General features: G+C 40.4%; 25 protein-coding genes and 1 other RNA gene. 5 read left to right on the plus strand and 21 right to left on the minus strand.

Annotation, left to right across the window (positions count from 1 at the left end):
- Positions 1-123: 123 nt before the first annotated feature.
- The 3 genes from hpf to HMPREF3002_RS00960 form a co-directional block, all read right to left on the minus strand.
- A complete protein-coding gene (gene hpf / locus HMPREF3002_RS00950) occupies positions 124-666 on the minus strand; it encodes a ribosome hibernation-promoting factor, HPF/YfiA family (RefSeq protein ID WP_021154569.1) in 543 nt (180 codons plus the stop codon).
- 81 nt (positions 667-747) lie between these two features.
- On the minus strand, positions 748-1,413 hold the full coding sequence (locus HMPREF3002_RS00955) for a ComF family protein (RefSeq protein ID WP_070594460.1): 666 nt from the start codon (positions 1,411-1,413) through the stop codon (positions 748-750).
- Positions 1,410-2,708: an ATP-dependent helicase ComFA gene (locus HMPREF3002_RS00960; protein WP_070664860.1), complete on the minus strand. Its 1,299-nt coding sequence runs from the start codon at positions 2,706-2,708 to the stop codon at positions 1,410-1,412. The genes HMPREF3002_RS00955 and HMPREF3002_RS00960 overlap by 4 nt, the downstream gene beginning before the upstream one ends.
- A gap of 55 nt (positions 2,709-2,763) precedes the next feature.
- Here HMPREF3002_RS00960 and HMPREF3002_RS00965 point away from each other — a divergent pair, with 55 nt between their 5' ends.
- Positions 2,764-3,405: a YigZ family protein gene (locus HMPREF3002_RS00965; protein WP_070664862.1), complete on the plus strand. Its 642-nt coding sequence runs from the start codon at positions 2,764-2,766 to the stop codon at positions 3,403-3,405.
- Between the two features lie 123 nt (positions 3,406-3,528).
- Complete coding sequence (cysK, locus tag HMPREF3002_RS00970; protein ID WP_003004014.1) at positions 3,529-4,452, plus strand: cysteine synthase A; 924 nt, start codon at positions 3,529-3,531, stop codon at positions 4,450-4,452.
- A gap of 50 nt (positions 4,453-4,502) precedes the next feature.
- On the opposite strand, the gene HMPREF3002_RS00975 is transcribed toward cysK, so the two are convergent.
- The 13 genes from HMPREF3002_RS00975 to HMPREF3002_RS01035 form a co-directional block, all read right to left on the minus strand.
- The gene (locus HMPREF3002_RS00975) at positions 4,503-4,868 is read right to left on the minus strand and encodes a S1 RNA-binding domain-containing protein (RefSeq protein ID WP_023920312.1); all 366 of its coding nucleotides are present in this window, start codon (positions 4,866-4,868) and stop codon (positions 4,503-4,505) included.
- Between the two features lies 1 nt (position 4,869).
- Positions 4,870-6,270 (minus strand): bifunctional Cof-type HAD-IIB family hydrolase/peptidylprolyl isomerase, encoded by a 1,401-nt coding sequence (locus tag HMPREF3002_RS00980; protein ID WP_070664864.1) that lies wholly within the window; start codon positions 6,268-6,270, stop codon positions 4,870-4,872.
- A gap of 44 nt (positions 6,271-6,314) precedes the next feature.
- Entirely contained in the window at positions 6,315-6,947 is a 633-nt protein-coding gene (locus tag HMPREF3002_RS00985) for a response regulator transcription factor (protein ID WP_021154562.1), read from the minus strand.
- Positions 6,944-7,960, minus strand: a complete 1,017-nt coding sequence (locus HMPREF3002_RS00990; protein ID WP_021154561.1) for an envelope stress sensor histidine kinase LiaS — start codon at positions 7,958-7,960, stop codon at positions 6,944-6,946. Before HMPREF3002_RS00990 ends, HMPREF3002_RS00985 begins: the two co-directional genes overlap by 4 nt.
- Positions 7,957-8,652: a cell wall-active antibiotics response protein LiaF gene (gene liaF, locus HMPREF3002_RS00995; RefSeq protein ID WP_021154560.1), complete on the minus strand. Its 696-nt coding sequence runs from the start codon at positions 8,650-8,652 to the stop codon at positions 7,957-7,959. The genes HMPREF3002_RS00990 and liaF overlap by 4 nt, the downstream gene beginning before the upstream one ends.
- A gap of 119 nt (positions 8,653-8,771) precedes the next feature.
- On the minus strand, positions 8,772-10,640 hold the full coding sequence (pknB, locus tag HMPREF3002_RS01000; protein WP_021154559.1) for a Stk1 family PASTA domain-containing Ser/Thr kinase: 1,869 nt from the start codon (positions 10,638-10,640) through the stop codon (positions 8,772-8,774).
- Positions 10,637-11,377, minus strand: coding sequence for a Stp1/IreP family PP2C-type Ser/Thr phosphatase (locus HMPREF3002_RS01005; protein ID WP_021154558.1), 741 nt, complete (start codon positions 11,375-11,377; stop codon positions 10,637-10,639). Before HMPREF3002_RS01005 ends, pknB begins: the two co-directional genes overlap by 4 nt.
- A gap of 21 nt (positions 11,378-11,398) precedes the next feature.
- Complete coding sequence (gene rsmB / locus HMPREF3002_RS01010) at positions 11,399-12,712, minus strand: 16S rRNA (cytosine(967)-C(5))-methyltransferase RsmB (protein ID WP_021154557.1); 1,314 nt, start codon at positions 12,710-12,712, stop codon at positions 11,399-11,401.
- The gene (gene fmt / locus HMPREF3002_RS01015) at positions 12,702-13,637 is read right to left on the minus strand and encodes a methionyl-tRNA formyltransferase (RefSeq protein ID WP_070664866.1); all 936 of its coding nucleotides are present in this window, start codon (positions 13,635-13,637) and stop codon (positions 12,702-12,704) included. Before fmt ends, rsmB begins: the two co-directional genes overlap by 11 nt.
- 11 nt (positions 13,638-13,648) lie before the next feature.
- A complete protein-coding gene (locus tag HMPREF3002_RS01020; RefSeq protein WP_305366834.1) occupies positions 13,649-16,033 on the minus strand; it encodes a primosomal protein N' in 2,385 nt (794 codons plus the stop codon).
- An 87-nt stretch (positions 16,034-16,120) separates the two neighbouring features.
- A complete protein-coding gene (gene rpoZ, locus HMPREF3002_RS01025) occupies positions 16,121-16,435 on the minus strand; it encodes a DNA-directed RNA polymerase subunit omega (RefSeq protein ID WP_003010339.1) in 315 nt (104 codons plus the stop codon).
- A 25-nt stretch (positions 16,436-16,460) separates the two neighbouring features.
- Positions 16,461-17,093 (minus strand): guanylate kinase, encoded by a 633-nt coding sequence (gene gmk, locus HMPREF3002_RS01030; protein WP_049486051.1) that lies wholly within the window; start codon positions 17,091-17,093, stop codon positions 16,461-16,463.
- A gap of 106 nt (positions 17,094-17,199) precedes the next feature.
- Positions 17,200-18,807, minus strand: a complete 1,608-nt coding sequence (locus HMPREF3002_RS01035; RefSeq protein ID WP_049492366.1) for a ribonuclease Y — start codon at positions 18,805-18,807, stop codon at positions 17,200-17,202.
- Positions 18,808-19,041: 234 nt separating this feature from the next.
- Here HMPREF3002_RS01035 and HMPREF3002_RS01040 point away from each other — a divergent pair, with 234 nt between their 5' ends.
- Complete coding sequence (locus tag HMPREF3002_RS01040) at positions 19,042-19,524, plus strand: S-ribosylhomocysteine lyase (RefSeq protein WP_061455957.1); 483 nt, start codon at positions 19,042-19,044, stop codon at positions 19,522-19,524.
- Positions 19,525-19,602: 78 nt separating this feature from the next.
- Here the strand turns inward: HMPREF3002_RS01040 and HMPREF3002_RS01045 are convergent, their stop codons facing one another.
- The 5 genes from HMPREF3002_RS01045 to HMPREF3002_RS01065 all read right to left on the minus strand — a co-directional run bounded on the left by HMPREF3002_RS01045 (position 19,603) and on the right by HMPREF3002_RS01065 (position 23,586).
- Entirely contained in the window at positions 19,603-21,030 is a 1,428-nt protein-coding gene (locus HMPREF3002_RS01045) for a cell division site-positioning protein MapZ family protein (protein WP_070659673.1), read from the minus strand.
- An 11-nt stretch (positions 21,031-21,041) separates the two neighbouring features.
- Positions 21,042-22,199 carry a THUMP domain-containing class I SAM-dependent RNA methyltransferase gene (locus HMPREF3002_RS01050; RefSeq protein ID WP_070664871.1) on the minus strand — a complete coding sequence of 386 codons (1,158 nt, stop codon included), beginning with the start codon at positions 22,197-22,199 and terminating at the stop codon, positions 21,042-21,044.
- A 66-nt stretch (positions 22,200-22,265) separates the two neighbouring features.
- Positions 22,266-22,631: RNase P RNA component class B (rnpB, locus tag HMPREF3002_RS01055), an RNA gene on the minus strand.
- A gap of 19 nt (positions 22,632-22,650) precedes the next feature.
- The gene (gpsB, locus tag HMPREF3002_RS01060; RefSeq protein WP_045760266.1) at positions 22,651-22,989 is read right to left on the minus strand and encodes a cell division regulator GpsB; all 339 of its coding nucleotides are present in this window, start codon (positions 22,987-22,989) and stop codon (positions 22,651-22,653) included.
- Positions 22,990-23,058: 69 nt separating this feature from the next.
- Positions 23,059-23,586, minus strand: a complete 528-nt coding sequence (locus HMPREF3002_RS01065; protein ID WP_070664873.1) for an SLOG family protein — start codon at positions 23,584-23,586, stop codon at positions 23,059-23,061.
- Between the two features lie 64 nt (positions 23,587-23,650).
- Between HMPREF3002_RS01065 and recU the strand changes: the two genes are divergently transcribed.
- Both recU and pbp1a read left to right on the plus strand, forming a co-directional pair.
- Entirely contained in the window at positions 23,651-24,244 is a 594-nt protein-coding gene (gene recU, locus HMPREF3002_RS01070; protein ID WP_003010355.1) for a Holliday junction resolvase RecU, read from the plus strand.
- Complete coding sequence (gene pbp1a, locus HMPREF3002_RS01075) at positions 24,245-26,359, plus strand: penicillin-binding protein PBP1A (protein WP_021154545.1); 2,115 nt, start codon at positions 24,245-24,247, stop codon at positions 26,357-26,359. It begins immediately after the preceding gene.
- Positions 26,360-26,597: the final 238 nt, after the last annotated feature.

The following is a 26,597-nucleotide window of genomic DNA, read 5'->3' on the forward strand; positions in this document are numbered from 1 at the left end:
TTCCAAAAAATTTTATTTTTTTGAAAGTTTTTTTACTTTTTTGGTTTATATAAAAATATCAGGAGCATAAATGCTCCTGATTTCTCTATAATTTAATTGATGTTTTCAATCTCTTTTTGATCTCTATTCTTTTACTTCCAATAGACCGATGTCTCCATCTTCTCTACGGTAGATCACATTTGTTGTGTTGTCTTCTGCATCACGATAAATGAAGAAGTCGTGTGCTAATAGATCCATTTGAAGGATCGCTTCATCTAAATCCATTGGCTCTAGATCAATTGTTTTTGAGCGAACAACTTTTTCTGTGGTTGCTGCTTCTTCTACAACCGCATCGGTAAACAATTTACCTGCACCAGATTTAACACGATTTTTCTTTTCGATTTTTGTTTTATTCTTACGAATTTGACGTTCAATTTTATCTACAACTAGATCAATTGAACCGTACATATCTTGAGAGACATCTTCTGCACGAAGTGTGATAGATCCAAGCGGAATGGTTACTTCTACTTTTGCGGTCTTTTCACGGTAAACTTTTAAGTTTACTCGAGCGTCTAGCTCTTGATCTGCCTGAAAATATTTTTCAATCTTTTCGAGTTTAGAAACGACATAGTCGCGAATGGCTTCTGTTACTTCTAGGTTTTCACCACGGATACTATATTTAATCATATTAGTACCTACTTTCTAAACATTATGTTTTTATTTATATGTATATTATAACGCTTTCATAAAGTTTTTGCAAATCTTTTTTTACCTTGCGATTGAAAATGTCTTTATTTCTTTCACACCTTTTTCAATTAGTAGGCGCTTCATTAATTCGATTGTTTTGCCCGTTGTGTAGATATCATCGATGATTAGATATTTCTGCTTTTCTGAAATTTCTCCTTTTAATTGAAAGTGCTGAGAGGTTTTTAATCTTTCTTCTCTTGTTTTTTTTGATTGGGCTAAAGTGTCTTCTTTTTGGAAGAGACTGTTGTACTTTATCTCTGCAAAATCTAGTATAGTCGATACTTGATTGAATCCTCTCTCCTGCTTTTTTTCATGGCTGATTGGAGTCGGTATTATCGTATAGCTTTTATATTTTTTCAAGGCTTTTTTGATTTCACATGCAAATACCATTCCTAATAAACGATCTCCTTCAAATTTATATCGCTTGAAATAGTCCTTCATTGCTGCATTATATCTATATAATGCTTCATGTTCGACCATATTCCCCTTTTGTATCCAGTATTCGCAATCTTTACATACTTTCTCCTCCTTATCTTTAAAACATCTAGGACAATGGATTTCGCCAATTTGTTCGAAGTCTTCTTTGCATTCTTTACAAATCCATTCTTCTTGTTGATTCATAAAAATAAGGTCTGTGAAATGTTCACCAGTTTTCAACTCTTTAGTACAAAGTAAACATTCTTTCAAAATCCAGCCTCCTGATTCATTTCCTTTATTTCTTTGATCGCTTTCTTCATTTCTCGTGTTATACCATCTGATAGAAAAAGTAGTTTACCTGTTGGTCTTTCTTTACTTCGACCGACCCTTCCTGAAATTTGTACGAGGGCACTTTTAGTAAATAATTTGTGATTACTTTCTAAAACAAAGACATCTACAAACGGAAAGGTCACTCCTCTTTCTAAAATTGTTGTCGAGACTAGCATGGTTATGGCTTTGTTTCTAAACTCTTCTACTATTCGTAGACGATCTGTAGTCTGTGAGGATACAAAACCTACTGTTTCTTTTGGAAAGTATTTTTTTAAGTTCTCAGTGAATTGTTGTCCTAATTCTATTTCAGATACAAAGATTAACAATGGGTAGTGAGTCTGTCTTTGTTTCTTGATCAGTTGCAATAGTTGGTAAGGGATTCTTCCTTTTTCTATTTTTTCTCTAATTTTCGGCACCCATTTTATTTCAGGGACCACTAGTGGGTTCCCATGAAATCTTCTTGGAAGACTATAACGAATGATTTCTTTTTTCTTGACCTTTTTATCTAACTCATCTGTAGAGGTTGCTGTTAAATATAGGGTATTTCCCTCTTTTTTTATTGCATTCTGAGTTGCTTTATATAAGATTGGATTGTCCACATAGGGAAACGCATCTACTTCATCTATAATAAGGAGATCAAAGGCCTGATAAAACTTTAGCAATTGATGGGTTGTAGCGATCACCAAGGGTGTTCTAAAATAGGGTTCCGATTCTCCATGAAGTAAAGAGATGGGGCAGGAAAAATCTTCCTTCATCCTTCCGTACAGTTCGATACAGACATCGATTCTTGGGGTAGCAATACAGACTGCTTTTCCTGCCTTGATCGCTGTTGCTACAACCTGATACATCATTTCCGTTTTTCCAGCTCCTGTCACAGCATGTACCAAGGCATGTTTTCCTGCTTTAACTGCTTGGATAAGTCCTTCAGATACCTCTTGTTGATAGGAAGTCAAGGTCCCTTTCCAGTTTAGCACCTCTTGACCTTCAAAGTCTCGCTGTGCAATAGTATAAAGTTTTTGATCACTCCGGATCCTTCCCAATTGGATACAGGCTCTACAATACAGCACCTCCTCACTCAACTTCCAAAGTTTCTGATCAATCAAACTGCCACATCGAAAGCAATGGTACCTTCCATTCTCTTTTTCTATAGCTGGAAGTTCTTGGGCAATTTCTTTTAGATCATTTGTCATTTGACTCTCTGTTAAGAGTCTTCCATAAGAATCTTCTATCTTCATACTTATTAATTCGCAAAAGTTGGAGAAAATCATTCTTTTTTTGTAAAATAAGAATATGGAATATGTTACATTTAAAGAGAACGGCACTGTTCAAGAAGAAATCAAAAAATCAAAATTCATTTGTCATGTCAAGCGAGTCTCCTCTGAAGAGGAAGCAAGAGATTTTATCAATGCCATCAAAAAGGAACACTATAAGGCTACACATAACTGCTCTGCTTTCATCATTGGAGAACAAAGTGATATCAAACGGACCAGTGATGATGGAGAGCCTAGTGGAACCGCTGGGGTACCGATGTTAGGAGTTTTGGAGAATCATCGCATCACTAATAGTTGTGTCGTGGTTACTCGCTATTTCGGAGGTATTAAATTAGGTGCTGGCGGTCTGATTCGTGCTTATGCTGGAAGTGTGGCACAAGCAGTTCGAGAGATTGGACTGGTAGAAATCAAAGAGCAAGTGGTTCTTGGGATCACACTTTCTTACTCCCAATACCAAGAATTTGCTAATTTCTTAAAAGACCATCAATTGGCGGAACAAGATCCGATGTTTACAGATCAGGTAATGACAACGATTTTTGTGGATAAAGAAAACACAAACTCTATCACAGCAGCTTTAGTCGAATTTTACAATGGCAAAGTCATTATTGAGGATCACGGAATTCGTGAGGTTGAAGTACCCCTACTTTCTGTAGAAAAATAATCAAAGAAGCTATCGGCAACGATAGTTTTTTTTTATCACACCCATAAAATTTCTATATTTTACATTCTTCTCGCAAGAGACTATACTTGTTAGTATCAAGAAAACCTAGAACTGAGGTATATTATGGCTATTTATGAAAATATTACAGAATTGATTGGGAACACTCCGATTGTCAAATTGAATCGTCTTGTTCCTGAAGGAGCTGCAGATGTCTATGTCAAACTCGAAGCCTTCAATCCTGGATCATCTGTCAAAGACCGGATTGCTTTGAGCATGATTGAAAAAGCTGAAGCGGATGGCTTGATCAAACCAGGTGATACCATTGTCGAAGCAACTAGTGGGAACACAGGGATTGGTTTGTCATGGGTTGGCGCAGCTAAAGGCTACAAAGTTGTGATTGTCATGCCTGAAACCATGAGTGTGGAACGTCGTAAAATCATCCAAGCCTATGGAGCTGAACTCGTTTTGACTCCTGGAAGTGAAGGAATGAAAGGCGCTATCGCTAAAGCTGAAGCAATCGCTGCAGAAAGAAATGGCTTCCTTCCTCTTCAATTTGAAAACCCTGCTAACCCAGAGGTACATGAAAGAACAACAGGACAAGAAATCGTTGATGCCTTTGGAAAAGATGGTTTAGATGCTTTTGTCGCAGGTGTTGGTACTGGTGGTACTGTTTCTGGTATTTCTCATACTTTGAAAAAGAATAATCCTGCTGTCAAAGTCTATGCCGTTGAGGCCAATGAATCTGCAGTCCTTTCTGGTGAAAAACCTGGACCACATAAAATCCAAGGGATTTCAGCAGGCTTTATCCCAAATACTTTAGACACTAATGCATATGATGGTGTTCGTCGCGTATCTTCAGAAGAAGCTTTCGAACTTGCACGCGCTATCGGTGGAGCTGAAGGATTCTTAGTCGGAATCTCAAGCGCAGCTGCTATCTATGCTGCTATTGAAGTCGCAAAAGAATTGGGTAGCGGTAAAAAAGTTCTTGCTCTTGCACCAGATAATGGAGAACGTTACCTTTCTACTACCCTTTACGAATTTGAATAATTCTCTATATTAAAAAAACTTCGGTAGGTTTCATCAACCTATCGAAGTTTTTATTTTTTTTCTTGTTTGCTAAAGAATACCTTTCCTTCTTTGACCCAGGTCGGCATCTGTTGAGCTAAGGGTGCAAAACCACTCTTGTGGCGGTCATTTGAAAAACGATGGTGTCGAATACTTCGTTGTGGTGTTTCTTCTAGTGTTCTCAGAGAGAGGCTAGCTTTCTTAGAATATTCATCAACATCGATGACTTGGACAAAGACTTTTTCTCCAATTGAAAGAATATCATGAATATTACTTACATAACCACTTCTAATCTCTGAGATATGAATCAAGCCTGTGACACCCGACTCTAGTTCGACAAAGGCACCATAAGGTTGAATGCCTGTAATGGTCCCTTCTAACTTATCTCCAATTTTCATATTAGTCCTCAATCTCGATGGTTTCAATCACGACATCTTCTACTGGCTTATCCATCATCCCGGTCTCAACAGCCGCGATCTCATCCAACACAGCAAAAGAAGCTTCATCCATCAATTGTCCAAATACGGTATGGCGTTGATCTAGGTGAGGAGTTCCCCCTTCTGTCGTATAGATTTCAGCAATTTTTTCAGGCCAGCCACCGCGGACCAATTCCTTTTTCGAATATGGAAGATGTTGATTTTGTACAATAAAGAATTGGCTGCCATTTGTGTTTGGTCCAGCATTTGCCATTGAAAGGGCTCCGCGAATATTGTACAATTCTTTTGAAAATTCGTCTTCGAAGCTCTCCCCATAGATGGATTCGCCACCCATACCTGTACCTGTTGGATCTCCCCCTTGGATCATAAAATCTTTAATAATCCGATGGAAAATGACACCATCATAATAGCCGGACTTAGCAAGAGCTACAAAGTTTGCAACTGTTTTTGGTGCTTGATCCGGGAACAATTGAATGTTCATCTCACCGTGATTGGTTTTGATCACAGCGACAGGACCGTCAACCGTAGCAAGTTCTAACTGTGGTAATATCAATTCTTTTTCAACCATATTTAACTCCTCTAAGGCATAGAATATGCCATCTTCTTCTAAATTCTTAGTGATATAATCAGCTTTTTCTTGTAACTCTGGAGCAGATTTTCCCATTGCGATACTAATTCCAGCATAATCAAACAGTTCTAGATCATTTAATCCATCCCCAAATACTAAAACATTCTCTGGCTTCAAGCCCAAATGATTTACAAGATGAGAAACTCCTGAAGCTTTTGAAGCTTCAAAGCGAACAACATCTGACGAATGGGGATGCCACGAAACTAGGCGCAAATCCTCTTGCAAAGAAGGGGGCAACTCTAGCTCACTATCCTGTTCATCAAAGGTCCACATTTGGAAAATAGGTTCTTTCAGATGCAGATCTGGATCTACAGGTAAGTTGGGATAAATGATGTCAATAGCATCACTGATCAAGGGTGTCCGATTAGACAGGGCAGCTTGATGACTAGCCACTAACCCATAATCAATCTCGGATTTTTTGGCCCAATCTACAAAAGAAGAAACGATTGCTTCATTGATTGGTGATTGGTAGATCACAGTTCCTTTTGTATCTTCTATATAGGCACCGTTTAAGGTTACCAGAAAATCCGGCTTTAAGTCCATGATTTCAGGAACAACCCCAAAAATCCCTCTGCCGGTTGCAATCCCTGTTCGGATTCCTTTTTCTTTCAACTGATGAAAGACTTCTTTGACAGATTCTGGGATCAATCCAGTTTCTTTTGCACGTAATGTATCATCAATATCAAAAAAGACGATTTTAACTTTTTTGGCTTTATAACGTAATTTTGCGTCCACTTGTCTCCCCCTTATGATCATGCTCTATTATAGCATGTTTCCCTTTAAAAATCTTCTTGATTCACCAGATGGTGTCGGAAGGCATAGACGACTGCTTGCGTCCGATCACTGACTTCTAATTTGGATAAGATGTTGGAGACATGGGTCTTCACTGTTTTTAAAGAAATGAAGAGTTCATCTGCTATTCGTTGATTTTCATATCCTTTCGTCAATAAAGCCAGAATATCTCGTTCTCTAGCTGTCAAATCATCATGCAATTCAGCATGGTTCTTTCGTGACTCAACTTTTTGACTAACTTCTGTCTCAATTGCAAATTCTCCCTTTGCAACCTTTCTGACAGCCTGTAAGATCTCAGTTGCTGACGAGGTCTTTAAAATATATCCTTTTGCACCGGCATCTAAGACAGGGTAAATCTTTTCGTTATCTAAATAAGACGTCAAAATGACAATTTTAGCTTCCGGCCACTCTTTTAGGATGGCTAGAGTCGCATCGATTCCATTTAGCTCTGGCATCACAATATCCATGATGATGACGTCTGGTCTTTCTTTCAGCGCCAACTCCACCCCTTCTTGCCCATTTTTCGCCTCTAAGACTTTCTCAATATCGGTTTGCATGGACAAAAAGCTTTTCAATCCCAATCGGACCATTTCATGATCATCTACTAATAATACTTTCATACAGTTTCCTTTTCATTTTTATCTTTTACAAGGAGGGGAACACGAATATCTACAGCCACTCCCTTTTGAGGACTCGTTCTTATTTTAATGGTCCCCGCCATGTCTTCTACACGTTCTTGAATATTTTTCAACCCATAACTCAATCGTTCCAATTTTTCCTGCTCAAAGCCGATTCCATCATCCACCATCCGTAAATGAAGTTGTTTTCCTTCCTGATGCAAAAAGACATCCATTTGTTGAGCTCTAGCATGTTTCAAGGTATTGCTGACAATTTCTTGGACGATTCGAAATAGATGTTCTTCCATATCTTTTGGAATGCTCACGTCATTATGATGGAAGACAACTGTTAGGTTACTCTTTTCCTTCAATTCTCTAAAAATCATCTCCATACCTTCTACCAAACTTTTTCCTTCCAATTCTGTAGGACGAAGATGTAAGAGCAAGACGCGTAAATCATTTTGGGCTGTCCCTAGAATATCTGACACACCATTTAGTTGCTGCTGGATCTGACTTTTCTCTAACTCAAGGGCCTGTGCTGCCACTCCAGATAAAATCATATTGGCTGCAAACAACTCTTGACTAACCGTGTCATGTAGATCACGCGCAATTCTCTTACGCTCGATTTCCACAATTTCTTCCTCATTTCGCATCACACGATTTTCACTTTTTTGTAAATTTTCTTCTAGTCGAAGCAATTTGCTGTCCAATAAATCTAACTGTTGATTCAATTCTTTGGGGGCAATTTCTTTTCGCTGTGAAGCAGTCAGGATCGCTTCTACCTTTTGTTGTACTGCATGAACCGTTACAAATTGCGTGATTTTAATAATTAAGATAACCAAAGCCGTCAATGCAAGCGTCAGACTAAAAATCAAAAATAGGAATGATTGAAGCAAGGAAAGATCTGAGAGAAGTTTGCCCCACTGAAAACCAACAAAATGGAAAATGGTATGACAAATGACCGCAACCACCATTAGGGAATAGAAATACAATAGGAGATAGTCTAATTTCTTCATGCGCGAAACACCTCAACATCCCCAACAATACCAACTAACACAATTTTTACAGAACGGTGCGATCTCCGATAATGTGCCGTTTCAATATCTATGGTTTCATTCCTCATTTTACGGACAGGAAGATCCAAAAACTTCAGATCTCCATACAAGGTGTTAATTTGTAAATGCAATTCCAAATCAATCGGTAAGATAATTTTTGTATTTCCAAACCCTTTCCGAATGATCACTACATTGTCCCAATTGCAAATGGCTACCTCCTCTAAATGGAGGGTGTCATTCCCAAAAACTCGGATCACATTCAGATCTCGATACCCTCGACTTTGCTTTGAAAAATGTTGTAAATCACCAATCCATCGAGTTTTTTCCTGACGAATTTTCGTATCCTCTTCAACATCAAACACAACTGCTTCATTTTCCTTATACATATAAGGGTAAGCAATCAATAAACCATAAACCACCGCAAATAAAATGGCTGCAATCACAAAAGGATTCAGCATCACGATAAAAAACAAGAGCACACTCAGCGCGATTAATAGAAAATTCGCTTTTTGTTTGCCAAAATAGTAATACAAAAGGAGCAAAAAGAGAACCATCAAGACAACAAATCTGGAAAAATCGATTGATAAAATGGTGATCGCTGCTAATGTTAACAAAACGGCTTCAACGAAAATAAAAATTTGTATTTTCCACATAGTCTACCTCATCTTTTCCTATTTTATCAAATTTTTCCTCATTTGACTTCCGTCTGTGGTTGGATAATAGCAGACAATCAAAAAGACCCAGAAATCCATCTGAGTCTTAGACTGATTTATTAATCTCCACTAGTTGCACTACTGCTTGAACTTTCTGTATCTGATCGTTCACCAGAGGATGAACTAGATGTATCAGAACTTGATGAGGCTTTCGTACTTGAAGAAGCTGTCACTTTAGGCTCATATACAGTCAAAACAATTCGTGTTCGGTTAATATCCACCGTACTCGAAACTTCTGGAGTTTGACTGACAATTTGACCGGCAGAAACAACTACCCCATCAGGGAGATGTTCTGTTTTTCTTAATTCGATATTGGCTTCTTTAATACCATAGATCTCAATCAAATTACTTCTAGCAAAATCATAAGTTGATCCAACATAGTTTGGCATTTCAATTGAAGTCGTTTCTTTCGCTACTTTCAAAACAATCTTAGTTTTTGAATTCAGAGAATATTGCTCTCCTGGAGCTGGAGTTTGTTCAAGAACTGTCCCTGCAGCATAATCGAAGGTCTCAACTTCTTCAATCGTGATCATTTTGCTTGATACTTTATAAGTATTTTTCAAATCTTCTTCTGCTTTTGCCCGTGTTTCACCCACGTAATTTGGCATTTCAAAGCTGTTTGGTCCTTTTGAAACAATCAAATCAATTCGACTTTGTTCTTTCTTTTGGGCCCCTGCATTTGGATTGGTTCGAATGACATAGCCTTCTGCAACCGAATCACTGTACTCTTCTTTCTCTTCACCGACTTGAAGGTCTTGTCCCTCAATAACCGCTCTAGCTTCGGCAATGGTTTTGCCGGAAACATCTGGAACGGTTTTATTGGCTGGGCTCATATACAACAAGAAAGTAAAGGCAGCAAGAACTAGGGCAATGGCAACAAACAAGACCTTGTAGCGCGCCCGCAAGCGTCTTCTTGGCTTTTTACTTGGTGCCATGGTCTGCTGGTCAGATAATGGTCGATTAGGATCTACCGAACTGATTTCACTGCGTACCTCAGAGATTGGAACAGGAGCCGTCTTTGGAGTTGGACTCACTTTTGGAAGAGTCTTTGTATCAGCTTTCGATTGATCTTCAAAAATCAGTTTTTTCTCATTTCTTCTCTCGTAGGACAAGCAACTTGAAAGGTCCACATACATCTCTGCCACTGATTTATAGCGATCCGTCAGTTTTTTAGCTGTCGCTTTGATCACCACATTTTCTAAAGCTTGTGGAACATTCTTATTTTCTTCACGAATAGAGGGGAGTGGCTTTTGAAAATGCTGCAAAGCAATCGTAACCGCACTATCTCCATCATAAGGAATGTGTCCTGTCAACATCTCATAGAAAATGATCCCCATCGCGTAGATGTCACTTTGCACCGTAGCTTTTGAACCGCGCGCCTGCTCAGGGGACAAATAATGAACCGACCCCAACATCGAGTTGGTCTGGGTCAAACTAGTCTCTGCAAAGGCCACTGCAATCCCAAAGTCTGAAACTTTTGCTGTTCCATCTGGTGTCAAGAGGACATTCTGTGGTTTTAAATCTCTATGGATAATGCCACGCGTATGGGCAAGACGCATAGCTAGAAGGATCTGCCCCATCAAACGAACAGCTTCTTCATTTGATAAAGGAGCATTTTCTTTGATATAGCGTTTCAAGTCTAAACCTGCAACATATTCCATTGCAAGGTATTGTTGTCCTTCTTCTTCGCCAATGTCTGTAATCCGAACGATATTTGGATGGTCCAGCTCTGCCATCGCCTTTGCTTCACGCTGAAAACGTGCAACTGCAATGGGATCCGTCTGGTAATTCGTACGCAGTACCTTGACTGCAACTTCTTCCCCATCTAAAATCAAATCACGCGCAAGATAAACATCTGCCATCCCGCCGCGTCCAATTTGTTGGATGATTTTATATCGCCCGGCAAAAATTTTGCCGATTTGAATCATGCTGCGTCCTCCTCAGTAAAGTGGAGCAGTACAACAGTGATATTATCCAAGCCTCCAGCATTATTGGCAAAACGAATCAAGGTTTGAGCTTTTTCTTCCAGTGAAACATCACTCAAGACAATATCTCTGATTTCATCCGGACCAATCATATTAGTTAAACCGTCACTATTGATCAAAATATAATCATCTGCTTCAACCGTCACCAAACCATAATCCGGCTCCAACTCATCTTTTTGGCCAATGGACTGAGTGATGATGTTACGTTGAGGATGATGGGCTGCTTCTTCCTCTGTGATTTGACCTGCTCGCAAAAGAGCATTTACAAGAGAATGATCACTGGTCAACTGCTGATATTCGCCCTGACGAATGAGGCCAATCCGCGAATCTCCAACATGGGCATAAATCACTTGCCCTTCTACAAAAGCCAAGGCTTCCAATGTCGTTCCCATTCCTTTGTGCTCATCATCTTGCCCAGCTAAATGGATCCGACGGTTCACAGCTTCTAAATGTTCTGCAAACCATTCCCGTACTTGATTAACCGTCTCGATCTCAGAAGAAACCCAAGCCGCACCTAGGTCTGTGACTGCCATTTCACTAGCAATATTTCCGGCACGGTGTCCTCCCATACCATCAGCAAGTAAAACCATAGATTTTCCTGCCTTGTTTTTATATTGATTTGCATAGTCTTGGTTATTTGTCCGTCTTTGACCTACATCGGTTAAGATCGTAATATCCATACTGTCAGTTTCCTCCTGATATTATGAGATTCTCTTAAAACGACTGATAAAGAAGCCGTCGCTTCCATATAATTCGGGTGTAATAAGGATACAATCATTTTTAAGAATATCTTTTCTTTCGTGATCCAATGGGACTTGTTCGAAATTTGGATGGTCTTTCAAAAATTGGTCCACTACTTCAAAATTCTCTTTGCCCATAATTGTACACGTACTGTACACTATTATACCACCTTTACGCACACTTTGACAAACACTATCCAGAATGGCCAATTGAATAGCTTGTAAAGATACAAAATCTGCACTCTCTTTATTGTACTTGATATCAGGCTTTCTCCGTATCAAACCAATCCCTGAACAAGGCGCATCCACCAAAATTTTATCGAAAGCATCAGGTCCAAATGTTTCAAAGACTTTTGTCGCATCTAACTTCTTTGTCAAAATTTTGTCCGCAACATGGAGCCGATTAGAATTTTCTTGAATCAATTTGAGCTTATGGTCATAGAGATCCAAGGCTGTGACTTTCCCAGTTGTGAGATAAGAAGCCAGGTGAGTCGTCTTTCCACCTGGCGCCGCACAGGCATCTAAAACCCACTCATCTCCTTGCAAATCCAAAGCCGGTGCCACCAATTGACTGGACTCGTCTTGAATAGTAATGCGCCCTTCTTTGAACAAGGAATGCGCTGCAAAATGTCCCTGTTCTTTCACGAGAGCGGACGGAGCAAGTAGAGAGGAGGTTGCTTCGAGTAGCTGAGCCAACTCTTCTTTTTCGTCTAGATCAATCACACGAATACTGGATTTATTACGCTGATAGAGACTCTTAAAAATAGCGCAAGCACGTTCCTCACCGTATTCTTCGATCAATGCTTTGACCAACCATACAGGTAGGGAATACTCTACCGAATAACGTTTGTTCTTTCGCTTGATCGTATCAATAGCTGGTAGCCCCTCGCGGAGGAGCTTTCTAAGAATAGCATTGACAAACTTCTCACTGCCTTCTTTTCGACGTTTTGCTATCCGAACAGCTTCATTGACGATGGCATGATCGGGAATGCGGTCTAAATAAACAAGTTGATACAAACTCATCATCAAAAGATAATAGAGCCAAGGATCCAATTTCGTCCGGTCTTCAATTACGTGGGCGAGATACCACTCGAGTGTTATCTTCCGTGCTACAGTACCGTATACAACTTCCGTAACAAAGCTTCTATCTTTATCTGAAAGTTGAGAGTGTTCTAGCGCTTGATTTAGGGCAATATTAGAATAAGCCCCCTGTTCAAAAACCTCTTCTAACACTCGAACGATCTGTTCACGCGCATTCATTTGTTTAACTTCCAAAGTGATCTCCTACTTTCAATTGACGGCCAGCGCCATTCAAAAAGTCTGTGATGGACATTTTTGGTTTTCCTGCCGGCTGCACAACTTTGAGGGACAATGCGCCTTCTCCTGCAGCGACCAGCAACTCTTTTTTGGTCAAAGCAATCACTTCTCCTGGATTTCCATTTCCTTCGCATAGCTCTGCTTCATAAACTTTAAAGCGCTGACCATTTAATAACGTATGAGCGACTGGCCAAGGATTCATCCCCCGGATCTGGTTAAAGACTTGGCGATTGGTTTTTGTCCAGTCCAAAACCTCTTCTTCCGGTAAAATATTCGGTGAAAATGTGACCAAACTTGGATCTTGTGGACTTGGCTTGATCTCCCCTGCCAGGTAAGCTGGCAAAGTATCTAGGAGTAAGTCACGTCCAAGGACAGCCAATTTTTCAAACAAAGTTCCCACATTGTCCTCATCTAAAATTGGGAGAGAACGAGCTGCAATCATGTCTCCGGCATCCATTTCCTTGACCATTTCCATAATTGTAACCCCAGCTTCTTCATCACCATTGATCAGGGCATAGTGAATGGGAGCTCCACCTCTATATTTAGGCAATAAAGACGCGTGGACATTCACCGCAAATTGGAAGTTCTCCAACAATTTTGTCGGTAAAAATTGTCCAAAAGCAGCGGTCACAATTCCATCTGCATCTAGTGATAAGAGAGTTTCCATTTCTGGACTACCCGATAATTTCTCCGGCTGAAGAACTGGTAGTTGATGTTCCAAAGCTACCTGCTTCACCGGGGTCATTCGAATCTCTTTTTTGCGACCTACTTTGCGGTCTGGTTGAGTCACAACCGCCAAAATTTCATAGTGCGAATCTGCTAACAATCCCTTTAAAACCGTCGCTGAAAAATCAGGCGTTCCCATAAAAATTAATTTTGTCATTTCTTTCTTCCTTACATAAAACTTTGAGGTTCATTATCAATACTGACACGTAGATCTTGGTTGCCTCTTTCTTGTGTAAATTCTAGGATTTGATTCAAGACCTGTGTCATGCCTTCTTCGAAACGATATTTGACAATGATTTGATAATGATACAAATTATGTGTGCGTGCAATTGGTTTAGGTGTTGGTCCTAAGATTTGGACCTGATCAGATAAGCCAGACCGGAGAATTTCCATGACCTGATGTGACTTCTCCATCACAATTTCCTCACTCTTATGGGATAGGGTTAACCCAACTGTGAAGTAATAAGGTGTATAGCCTAACTGCCGGCGAATCTGCATTTCATAGGCAAAAAAACCTTCATAATCTTGGTCTTTGGCAAATCGAATCGCATAATGATTGGGGTTGTAGCTCTGAATGATAACCTCTCCTTCTTTCTCTGCTCGTCCGGCCCTTCCTGCCACCTGAGTCAAGAGTTGAAAGGTTCTCTCTGAGGATCGATAATCCGGTAAATTTAAAGAAGTATCCGCATTCAAGACACCCACTAACGTCACATTTGGAAAATCCAAGCCCTTCGCAATCATTTGCGTCCCTAACAAAATATCCGCTTCTCCATTCCCAAAAGCATCTAATATCGCTGCGTGGCTCCCTTTTTTTCGAGTGGTATCCACATCCATGCGCAGAATTTTAGCTTCAGGAAAGATCTCTTGTAATTCATCATAAGCTTTTTGCGTTCCTGTCCCGTAATAACGAATGGAAGGACTTTGGCAATTTGGACAGTGTCGAGGAATCGCTTTGCTATAGCCACAATAATGACAGTTCATGGTTTTAGTATCCATGTGGAGGGTCAGTGAGATATCACAATTGGGACAAGTATCCACAGTTCCACACTCGCGACACATGACAAAGCTGGAATAACCACGGCGGTTCAACATCAAGACAACCTGCTCTTTTTTCTGCAAGCGATCAGCAATAGCTTCCACTAGAACCGGAGTGAAATTACCAGCTTCATTTTGGCCAATATAATCACGAAAATCAACAACTTTAACTTCTGGAATTTTGGCTGCCGGATTGGCCCGCTGGGTGAGACGAATTAATTCATAAACCCCTTTTGTTGCACGAGCCCGCGATTCTAGACTTGGAGTAGCAGATCCAAGAAGCAAGACTGCTTGATTGTACTGAGCCCTTAAGACTGCGACTTCCCTTGCGTGGTAGCGTGGATTACTATCTTGTTTGTAGGAAGCCTCGTGCTCCTCATCAATGATGATAGCTCCGATGTTTTTTAAAGGGGCAAAGATGGCTGAGCGCGCTCCAACGACTACCTTAGCCTCCCCACGTTCAACTTTTCGCCATTGATCATACTTCTCACCGTTTGATAAGCCCGAGTGTAGAATAGCTACTTCCTGGCCAAAACGAGAGATAAAGCGATCCGTCATCTGTGGCGTCAAGGAAATCTCAGGAACCAACATAATAGCCGTTTTCCCCTTATTTAGGACTTCCTGAATAATCTGCAGATAAACTTCCGTTTTTCCACTTCCAGTCACTCCTTCTAATAAAAAAGGCTTTGATGTTTTCCCAATTTGAGAAACTACTGTTTCGACAGCTTTTGCTTGCTCTGAATTTAAAAGCAGGGCCTGGGTCTGTTCTTTTCCTTCATAATATGCAGCCGCCCGATTCACTTCTCGTTCTGTAATTTCTAAAACACCCTGATCAATAAAATAAGCCACTACTTCTCGTGAAAAATCCTGATACAATCCTGCTAAGGGTTGCTCCCCTTGCTCTAGTAACAGGCGCTCTTTCAATGCTAGCCTTTTTTTAGCTCTCGCTGATGGTTGAAGTTCTTTTAATCCTTCCTGGTTAACGCGATACCATTTTTCTGTTTTAATTTGTTTCTTATCCTTGGCCTTGTATTCAAGTACCAAATCTCCTTTTCTGACCAACCGCATCACTTGGGCTTGATCGGCTGCATCTAGAGAAGAAAAAGAAACTTCATTTTTTGCACCAAAAAGTTTTATTTTGAGAGTGGGATCTAAAGAAGGTTGAGGATACAAAATCTTATCATAACTCGAATTGAGGAGAGAAGGAAGCATGGTTTTTAAAATCGTGATCTTATAAGAAAAAACACTTTTTCGTAATTGATCCGCCAACCAAAACTGCTCTTGATTTAAGACCGGAGTGTAATCCAAGATCTCCACAATCGCTTTCAATTCCTCGCTTGTGTCTGCCTCTTCTAAAACATCTACCACAATCCCTTGAATGAGGCGATTCCCTTTACCAAAGGGGACATGAACTCGCATACCTGCCTCCACCATATCCTCAAATTCTGATGGGATCTGATAAGAATAGGGTTTATCTGTCTGCATCAATGGGACATCTACGATGACTTTTGCTATCACTTTTTCACCTCCAGCCTCTATCATATGAGCTTTACTTTATCACGGAACCCTTTAAATAGCAAAAAATAAGATTGAGAAGCCCCAACCTTAAATTTTTTCACCATCTTCTTTTTCTTTGGCAATTTGTTCCTTAATTTTGCGCTCTTCTTCTTCTTTGCGAATCCGCTCTGCTTCAATCCGACGACGAAGCGCTTCACGTTTTGCTTCTGGATCCGGGTGAACAACTACGTTTCCAGACTCGATTTCTTCAAGCGCTTGTAATGTTGATTTAACTGATTGGAATTCTTGAGTTGGTACTGCACCACTTTCCAATTCGTGGGCCCGTTTTGCCTCAAGAATGACCAATGAATATTTTGATGGTACTTTGTCAAGCAATGTATCAATAGAAGGTTTTAACATCATATTCCTATACCTAATTTCTAATTATTTATCTCTTCACAATAGTTTGTGTTTTTGGTAACATATCCAGATAATGGCCAATGACACGGTCTACACGGAAATGCTCTGCTTCGATCACACGTTTGACACGCTCAGCAGCAAGAGGAACCTCGTCGTTCACAATGGCGTAGTCATATTCACGCATCATGGCGATTTCTTCTTTTGCTTTTTCAATCCGTTGCGCAATAACTTCTGCACTATCTGTCCCGCGACCCACTAATCGATCTTGCAATTCATCCAAATCAGGCGGAGTTAAGAAAATAAAAACTGCATCTGGAACTTTCTTCTTTACTTGAAGGGCACCCTGAACTTCAATTTCAAGGAATACATCGATTCCCTTGTCCAAGGTTTCATTCACATAGGTTAAAGGAGTCCCATAGTAATTTCCAACGTACTCAGCGTACTCCAACATTTGCCCTTGAAGGATCAAATCTTCAAATTCTTCACGTGTACGGAAAAAATAGTCGACACCATCCACTTCACCTGGACGTTGTGCACGCGTCGTCATCGATACAGAATACTGAAACTGATTGTCCGAATTTTCAAAAATTTCTCGTCTGACCGTTCCTTTTCCAACCCCCGAAGGGCCAGAAAATACGATTAATAAGCCACGATCCGCCATGATTTCTCCTTCAATGTCTTTCTATCTAGTGTAACAAAAATCGGCCTAATTTTCAACTGATTTTTTCATTCAAAAAGCTTGAGATGCTAGATCTCAAGCTTTTTGTTTATTTTGCGTAATCGACTGCACGCAATTCTCGAATCACGGTAACCTTAATGTTTCCAGGATACTCAAGATTAGACTCGATCTTCTCACGAATATCATGAGCCAAGATCGTCACTTTATCATCCTTGATTGCCTCAGGGCTAACCATAATACGGATTTCACGACCCGCTTGAAGGGCGAAACTTGTCTTAACTCCTTCAAAACTATTTGCAATTTCTTCAAGATCTTGCAAGCGTTTGATGTAGCTTTCAAGTGACTCACTTCGTGCTCCAGGTCGAGCTGCACTCAAGGCATCCGCTGCAGCGACAATGACTGCGATGACACTTTCTGGTTCCACGTCACCATGGTGGCTGGCAATAGTATTGACAACCACTGGATGTTCCTTGTACTTCCGTGCCAATTCAGTTCCAATCTCGACGTGACTTCCTTCCACTTCACGGTCAATCGCTTTTCCGATATCATGTAAGAATCCTGCACGTCGTGCCAAGGTAGCATTTTCACCCAACTCGCTAGCAATAATACCAGAAAGTTTGGCAACTTCAATGGAGTGACGCAAAACGTTTTGACCATAAGAAGTACGGAATTGCAACCGTCCCATGATTTTCATCAAATCTGGATGGAGGTTTGGCGCACCAATTTCATAGGCAGCCGCCTCACCGTATTCACGAATACGATTGTCAATTTCCTGACGGTTCTTCTCAACCAGCTCTTCGATACGGGCTGGATGGATCCGACCATCTTTGAGAAGGCTCTCCATTGTCATGCGGGCAATTTCACGACGAATCGGATCAAACCCTGACAAGGTCACCACTTCAGGCGTATCATCAATAATCACATCGACACCTGTCAAGCTCTCAAAGGTACGAATGTTGCGACCTTCACGACCAATAATCCGACCCTTCATACTATCGTCTGGCAAATGAACGGTTGAGTTTGTTTGCTCAGCAACAAAATCACCCGCCATTCGCTGCATAGCTTGCACGAGAATGTCTTTTGCGATTTTATCAGAACGTTCTTTCACTTCCAATTCAGCATCACGAATCCGTGAGGCAATTTCTTTTGAAAGTTGCTCTTCCGTCTGACTCAAAATAATGTCACGCGCTTCTCCTTGACTTAGAGCAGCGACACGTTCCAGTTCTTCTACTTTCTTGTGTTCAAGCTCTTCCAGCTGTTGTTCACGCGCATCAATGTGTTTAGTTCTATCTGTAAGACTTTGCTCTTTGTGTTCAAGAGACTGTTCTTTGCTTGTTAAAATGTCGTCTTTGCGATCAAGATTGCTAGCACGTTCTGCCAAACGGCTTTCTAATTGCTTCAATTCTTGTCGTTCTGACTTAAACTCAGCATCGACCTCTTCACGATATTTTCTGGCTTCTTCCTTTGCCTCCAAAAGTGCTTCTTTTTTAAGTGAACTTGACTCATGCTTTGCCTCTTTTAAAATCAAATCGGCTTCGCGTTCAGCCTGTCCACGTAAATTCGTTGCTTCTTGTTCAGCATTCAAAAGGGTGAGTTCCGCAGCCTCTTTTGAAGCTTTCATTTTAAGAGCAGTTCCCACATATCCAATGACTAAACCAATGACCGCGGCAAAAACACCTGTAATAACAAAATTCATGCTTTTACCCCAAATCTATTTAATTAGTTGAATTAAAAATTCTTTTACATTTTACCATAAATTACTAAAATTAACAATCTAAAAAAACAGGAAAAACCTTTTATATTTTTGCTTAACGCTTATTCTTTTATCGTCTTTTCTTTCATGGAACATCTGTGAGGAATTCATTTATTTCCACTTTGTTGAATCTGCTTTTTTATGCTATAATCAAGAAAAACAAAGAAGGATTTGAGTATGACAAAAGAAGTAATTGTTGAAAGTTTTGAATTGGACCACACGGCGGTGAAGGCTCCCTATGTACGCTTGATTGGGGAAGAAACTGGACCCAAAGGAGACATCATCTCTAACTTCGATATTCGTCTGGTGCAACCCAATGAAAATGCGATTCCAACTGCAGGGCTCCACACGATCGAGCACCTTCTTGCGATGCTTATTCGCAAACGCATCGATGGTATGATTGATTGTTCCCCATTTGGATGTCGCACCGGTTTTCATATGATCATGTGGGGACAGCATTCGAGTACGGAAATTGCTAAAGTGATTAAAGAATCTTTAGAAGAAATTTCATCAGTCAGCACTTGGGAGGATGTCCCAGGCACAACCATTGAGTCTTGTGGAAATTACAAGGACCACAGCCTCTTCTCAGCCAAAGAATGGTGTCGCTTGATTCTAGACCAAGGAATTTCTGACGATCCGTTTGAACGTCATCTTGTTTAAGACTAAAAAAAGGATGAACCTCTGGTTCATCCTTTTTTATTGTCATTTTTTCCCAGAAATGGTATGTCTGATCAAGCATTAATAATCCAGAGCATCTGAATGACCTTTTCCGTTTCCTACGAAATAACCCGTTTTGGCATTGATACTAAAGAGATAGGTTCCATCTGGTTTGAAGAGGTTGTAATAGCCATTACCGTTAATGATATTGACACGCTCTAAAATGTATTGATTGCCAGTGATATGTCCACGTTTACGAGCAATATTCAATACTTTTTCAAGGATCCCATCACCAAATACCCAAGCTGGGTTATTGACATCATTGATAGCTGCTTGGTTATATGGCACACGACTCAAGTTCCGCTGAAGTGGGACACCATCGCTTGGAAGACCGTACCCTGAATAACCTGGACTTGCCGTTCCTGCACCACCTGTAGCAGCATTGACGGCTGGGGCCGTAGGCGTTGCTACTTGAGCCGGGGCTGGAGTTGCATTAGAAGTATCTGTACCTCCTGTTCCAGTTACTGGTGCCGGTGTCGCAACTTGTTGTGAACGTCCTTGCGCAACCGCTTCATTCAATAAGCTATCTAATTTTTCATTGCCTGTCTTTGTTTCTGCAAAGGTCGCATCACTTTTTGCTTTGGCAGTTGCATCAAGAACTCCATCTTTGATGACTGGAGAACTAAATTGAGAATTCACTTTTTGAACAGCAGAAACTTGCTTCACAAGGTCTTCATATTTTGTTTTAGCCGCATTATAATCACTGCTTCCTTCTAATTTGTCCAGCAGTTTCTTCAGATTTTCCAAGTCTCCGAATTTATCATTCTTAAGTCCACTTTTCGATTCGTCTACAAAAAAGGCATCGTAGGCTTTAGTAAACTCTTCCAATTTTTGAGCTTGTGTTTCACTGCTACTTGATTTAGAAGTAGAAGATGACTTGCTAGATGAAGAAGATACAACTGTTGTACCACCAGATGTTCCACGACTGTGCATCCAGTTATAGGTCACAAAAATGGCCGAACCGACAATCGCAAGACCTAATGCAGAGTATAGAACCGCTTTGATTCGTTTACCCGCATTGCTTGGTGTTTCCTCAGGAAGTTCCTCAGCTTCTACAATTGGTTCAGTTGGTGTGGGACCAAATTTAATCTTAGCAGGTAATTCAGTTGAGATAGCATCCATTTCAAGCCTTTGTTCCAAGACCGTTTCCGTTACTACTTCCGGTGCCTCCACTGCTTCAGCTACTTCAGCAACTGTTTCTGTAGCTGCCAACTCTTCAGCTTTAGCCAATTCTTCTTTGGCCAAAATTTTTGTATCGTATTTTTCAGCTTCAATTTCTGCTCGGTGTTGTTTGATGTATTTGTCTAAGACATTATCACCTTCCGTTACACCTGCTTCGATTTCTTCTGCCTTTCGATTGGCCTGCCCAATCGTCATCTCTTTAGCATCTTCAAAATCTAAAATTGATTCTGTTTCTTGCTCTAATGGCTTATTATCCTTCTCTGTCATAAAAATCCTTTCTATGCCTTTATCTGCCGTTTTACTCGTTCCCCAAAATATTGGTAGAGATCAACTTTTAGGGTTCCGTTATAAAGTTTTCGTTTTTTATCTGCTTTACTACCGAATTTAGATTCAAAACCTTCATCACTGGTTAAGATAAATTTACTCCAGGTTTTGAGAGGTGCAAATACGTGCCCCATTTCAGTATACAATTTCGTCACACCCTCATCATCGGATAAGCGTTCTCCATATGGAGGGTTGGAGATAATCACCCCGTTGATCTTATCTGAGTGAAGATCTTGGACTCGCATCTGTTTGAAAGTAATGTCACTGCTAACGCCCACTTTCTGGGCATTTTCTTTGGCAATCTCAACCATCCGTGCATCGATATCGGTTCCCATAATATCCAATTCGATCTCGCGATTGATTTTTCTGCTTGCTTCTTGACGGACTTCATGAATCAAGCGATCATCCATCCAGTTCCATTCTTCAAAAGAAAAGGTCCGACGTAAACCAGGTGCCATATTTCTCGCAATCATCGCCGCCTCAATACAAAACGTTCCAGAACCACATGTCGGGTCAATCAAGGGCTTATCTGGATACCAGTTTGACAGCAGAAGAATTGCCGCTGCCATATTTTCCTTAATAGGGGCTCCCCCTTTTTCAGTCCGATAACCACGTTTGAAGAGGCTACTACCAGTGGTGTCAATCAAGACAGTGGCTTGGTCTTTAAGGATCGATACTTCGATCTTGAACTCTGCCCCATTTTCCATGAGAGGAACACCTTCTGGTCGGGCATAGTGTTTTTGTAACTTTTTAACCACTGCTTTTTTCGAAATGGCCTGAACGCTAGGTTCATTATGGAGTTTTGATTTGACACATTTAGCCTTAGAAATAGGAAAACGTGCTCCTAAAGGCAAATAGTTTTCCCAATCCAAAGCAAAGACACCTTGAAAGAGTTCTTCAAAGGTTTTGGCTGGAAAAGTCCCAACCACAATTTTCACTCGATCAGCCGCGCGCAACCAGAGATTGGTCTCTATGATTGCTCGATGGTCTCCTTGAAATCGAACCCGTCCATTTTCAACCTGGCAATCGTAGCCGAGATCGCGTAGTTCTCGACCAACAACAGCCTCTATACCAGCAGCGGCCGTTGCAATCAATTCAAATTGTTTTTTCATCTTATTCCTATCACTTTAAAAAAGGAGGTTGAGATCTCTCTCCACCTCATCAACCTATATGCAATTTTCTATAAGCCATGTTTTGTTCCAGAAATGACTAGGTACCATTTCTTTCGATAATCATCTGTCTACTGTTTCCAGTCAGAATGCTATGTTCGTTTCCACGCATTCCATGCCCCGACCAAAGTTTGGGTTGCTAGCTTGAGGGGTTTACCGCGTTCCACTTTTTAGGTTTCCCTAAAAACTACGTCACTGTGGCACTTTCAGAGTTACTAGAGCTTATCCTTAGACTTAGCTCCTTCACTCGCCGTAACTTGAATACCAAGTCCCTAGGCTTATGGATTCACCTAGCACAAACACTACAGGCATCACAGCCTGTGCTAGCATGGACTTTCCTCATGAGAGTATTTTCTCACGCGATTATCCAAAAATTGCACAATCTATGGGATTACTAATCGCGATCTACGATCTGTTTCCCAAAAACTTCTTTTTCCAAACGATTGAGACGTTTGAGTATATCAAAGTTCGTCGCTGTTGTCACTTGCGGAAATTCTTGCGTAGCGGTGCTAGCAATCGGAGATGTTTGTGGTGTTTCCTGTGCTTTTTGGGCAAGATCTTCACGAAGGCGGGCGTTTTCTTCACGCAATTCCTTCACCAAAGCAGCATAGGTTTCATAGTCTTTTATGACATCATCCAAAAATTCATTTACTTCATCTTTATTATAACCACGAACTTCTCGTTTGAAATCTTGATCAAAAATATCTTTCGCAGTAAAAATAATACTCGCCATTACTCTCTCCAATCTAGTTCATCATCTCAATTATATAAAAAAATGGTAAGAAAAATCAAGGTATAACACTTAGTTTTCGTAAAAATTTTCAGCAAGTTCATTTAAGTCATCAAAACTTAATTGTTTGACATAAAATGGTTCTTTTTCTACCATCATTTTGTAAAGATATTTTAAATTGGTTTCATTTTCTGGATCATAAAAAACATAAGCTCCATCCGCGTTATCTATCAAAAACTGATTGTATTCTTTTAGTTGACCCGGATTGCTATAGTGAGGATAGGCATATTTCACAAAATCCACCTGTTTGAAGCGTGCTAATAATTCCTGATTGCTTTCATTCCAATTTTTGCCAACATTCTCAAATAGGAAGATCGTCGCCATTTGAAAATCGTAATCTTTTTTTAATGCAAAGGCGACCTCTAGTACCCAAGCCTCAAATCCCAAATTACCAGAAAAGACCAGCCATTTCACTCCTTCTTCAAATAGACGACGAAGATCTCTTTCAATGGCTTTTTTGATAATGGTCAGTCGAGGGTCTTTATTGGAAAAGACTCCCACATCAAAACTCTTATAACCTGCAACAAGTATGGTATTCATTTTTTCCTCATTATTCTAATTTATGATATAATAGAGTGATGTAATTGTACCAATAAGGAGAACTATGGTCAACTATCCACATAAAGTAGCCAAAAAAACCTTGGTCTCTACACAAAGGAAACATCCAGTCGACTTTGCGAATCGTGGGATGACATTTGAAAAAATGATCAATGAAAGCAATCAATACTATCTTTCTCGAGGTCTAGCAGTCATCCATAAAAAACCAACACCGATTCAAATCGTGAAAGTGGATTATCCACGTCGCAGTCGGGCAAAGATTGTTGAAGCCTATTTCAGGCAAGCCTCAACGACGGACTATTCTGGAGTATACAAGGGACGCTATATCGATTTTGAAGCGAAGGAAACACAGCAAAAGCAATCCATGCCGATGAAAAATTTTCATCAACATCAAATCGATCATATGGAGGCAGTTGTTCAGCAAGGCGGTATCTGTTTCGTTCTCTTGCATTTTGCAAAGTTGAGTGAAACCTACTTACTTCCTGCTCCTGCATTAATTCACTATTACAACATCGATCATGGTAGTAAATCCATGCCCCTCTCCTATATTCAGGAGCACGGCTTTCTAGTAGATAAGAATCGTCTTCCAAGCGTTCCTTATCTTGATATTATCGAACAGAAACTTCTAGGCGGTATTTAAATGAATAAACAAACAGTCATTCAATGGTTGAAATATGTTGCCATCGCAGCCATTTCATTTTTCTTACTTTTATTTGTCCTCGGTGGACTGATATTTAGTTACTATGCTATGAAAGCACCAACCTTGTCTGAAAAAGATTTGGTTGCAACAACATCTAGTAAGATCTATGACAACCAAAATAACTTGATCGCGGATTTGGGAGCTGAGAAACGAATCAATGTCACAGCCAATGAAATCCCTACTGATTTGGTCAATGCTATCGTTGCGATTGAAGACCACCGTTTCTTCAATCACCGTGGGGTCGACATCATTCGGATCGGCGGTTCCTTCCTTCACAACTTACGAGGAGGAAGTCAAGGTGGGTCAACCTTGACGCAACAATTGATCAAGTTAACCTATTTCTCCACTTCAGCCTCTGACCGTACCCTCTCTCGTAAGATCCAAGAAGCTTGGTTAGCAACCCAACTAGAAAAGAAAGCAACCAAACAAGAAATCTTGACCTATTACGTCAATAAAGTATTTATGGCGAATGGGAACTACGGAATGCAGACAGCTGCGAAAAGTTATTACGGAAAAGATCTAAAAGATCTTTCGCTCCCTCAATTGGCACTCCTTGCGGGGATGCCCCAAGCACCAAACCAATACGATCCATACTCCCATCCTGAAGCAGCGCAACAGCGCCGAAACTTAGTATTAAAAGAAATGCTCGATATGAAGACCATTTCTAACAAACAATACGAAGCAGCGGTCAATACACCTGTTACAGATGGTCTGCAAAGTCTCAGTTCTTCAAGCAGTTACCCAGCCTATATGGATAATTACCTAAAAGAAGTGATCGAGCAAGTCGAAGAAGAAACGGGCTACAATTTGTTGACAACCGGAATGGATGTCTATACAAACGTGGATACAGAAGCTCAAAAGAAACTATGGGATATCTACAATACAGATGAATATGTCAATTACCCGGATGATGAAATGCAAGTAGCTTCTACCGTTATTGATGTCAATACTGGTAAAGTCATTGCTCAGCTGGGTTCTCGTCACCAATCCAGCAATGTTTCCTTTGGTACAAACCAAGCGGTTGAAACGAACCGTGACTGGGGTTCAACAATGAAACCAATCACAGATTACGCACCAGCTCTTGAACATGAGGAATATACCTCTACAGCAGCTACTACAACAGATGCGCCATACAACTTCCCTCATTCATCAACGCCTGTCTACAACTGGGACCGTTCATACTATGGTAGCATGTCCATTACCTACGCAATTCAACAATCTCGTAACGTGCCTGCGGTGAAGGCCCTGGAAAAAGTTGGTCTTAAACAAGCTAAGAAATTCCTCAATGGATTAGGGATCGATTACCCAGAAATGGTTTACGCCAACGCTATCTCGAGTAACACTAGCGATTCTAGCAACAAATACGGAGCCAGCAGTGAGAAAATGGCAGCTGCCTATGCTGCTTTTGCCAATGGCGGTACCTATTACAAACCATCCTATGTTAGTCGGGTTGTCTTTAGTGATGGCACAACCAAGGAATTTGAGTCCGAAGGAACTCGTGCAATGAAAGCAACAACTGCCTACATGATGACAGATATGATGAAGACAGTTCTCTTGTCTGGTACCGGTACAAATGCTGCCATTTCGGGAATCTACCAAGCTGGTAAGACAGGTACATCAAACTATGCTGATAACGAAATCGGTAAATTGACAAAAAATGCTTATTCAAATATTGTAACACCGGATGAATTGTTTGTAGGCTACACTCCTGAATATGCCATGGCAGTATGGACAGGTTATTCCAATCGCTTTACACCAGTATTGGATAATGGAATACAGGTCGCAACGGATGTCTACCGTCAAATGATGCTCTATCTTGCTAATAATAATAACTCTGGTCATACGGATTGGACGCAACCAAGTGGACTGTATCGAAGTGGTTCTTATCTCTACTTAAACAATGGTAAGAACAACTACAATAACTACTACTATGAGCCAAGTTATTCCACTGATCAGTATTCGTATGAAGAACCATCGTCTAGCTCTTCGAACGAAGAAAATCAATCTAAACCATCTGAGCCTTCTTCGCAAGACTCTAACAATCATAACGAATAATAGAATGGAGAAGTCGGGCTTTTGCCCGGCTTTTTTTAAAACAATGGTTAAAAAACCAGAACGAATAAAATCTGATTTATTTAGTTAGACTTCCCAGCTTTTTTATTTTTGAGTATATAAAAAAAAAAGAGCCTTTCGGCTCTTATTAGAATGTAGACAAACTATTTTAAAGCAAAATAAGTTAAGTGATTCTGCAAAAAACAAAATTGAGTTCCAATATTTAAATCGATTTAAGAAA

Origin of the sequence: Streptococcus sp. HMSC065E03 (assembly GCF_001815045.1) — a bacterium.
GTDB lineage: Bacteria > Bacillota > Bacilli > Lactobacillales > Streptococcaceae > Streptococcus > Streptococcus parasanguinis_AD.